1 pseudogene is annotated in these 892 nt (G+C 68.5%); it reads right to left on the reverse strand.

Annotated elements, in window-relative coordinates:
* A pseudogene (locus J7I44_RS16760) lies at positions 1-877 on the reverse strand (IS481 family transposase); the annotation flags it as partial.
* Positions 878-892: the final 15 nt, after the last annotated feature.

Raw genomic sequence — 892 nt, forward strand, 5'->3', positions numbered from 1 at the left:
GCGTGTGGCCGGTGCCAGTTGTACTGGCGCAGCCAGGTCAGCCAGTGGGCAGCGCGCTGGGCCGAGTGTTCATAGCTGCGCGCGTAGGCCCACTCGCGCAGAGCTGTCTGGATGAAGCGCTCGGCCTTGCCGTTGGTGCGTGGCGTGTAGGGTCGGGTGCGCAGGTGACGTAGACCCAGACGGCGCAGCAGACGCCGAAAGGCGCGTGATTTGTAGCAAGCGCCGTTGTCAGTCATGACGCGGGTGAAGCGCACGCCCAGCGTGCGGTAGTAGCGCAGCGTCTTGAGCAAAGCGCGGCAGGCGCTGGAGCCACGCTCATCCGGCTCGATGGTGCCGAAGGCCACGCGCGAGGCGTCATCGATCGCCACGTGCACAAACTCCCAGCCGGCCCCGTCTGAGGTCTGCTGGCGGTCGCCGGTGACCCGGTGGCCAGGGCGCCAGAAGCGCCCCAGCTTCTTGATGTCCAGGTGCAGCAGGTCGCCTGGTGCCGGGTATTCGTACCGGTTGGCTGGACGTGCCGGCTCCAGTTCCGCCAGCCGATGCAGCCCCGCGCGCTTGACCAGGCGGCCGACCGTACTGGCGGCCACCGCCAGATGCTGGGCGATCTGACGATAGGTCCAGCGCTCACGGCGGTGCTCCATCACCTGCTCCGCGATCGCTGCGTCTGTAGATGCGGGCAGTGGTGCGGCTGGGACGATCTGTCGAGCAACCCGGCTGCGCCCTCCTCGCGGAAGCGCGCCAGCCACTTGTACGCCGTGCGCACACTGACCCCGGCTGCATGGGCCGCCTCCTCCACGCGCAGGCCGTGCTCGAGCACCCGTTCCACGAGCAGGGCTCGACCTCGGGGCGTAAGACGGGCATGTTTATGCAGGTTCATCCGGGGCTCCTGGTG

This window comes from Frateuria flava (genome assembly GCF_017837635.1).
GTDB lineage: Bacteria > Pseudomonadota > Gammaproteobacteria > Xanthomonadales > Rhodanobacteraceae > Frateuria_A > Frateuria_A flava.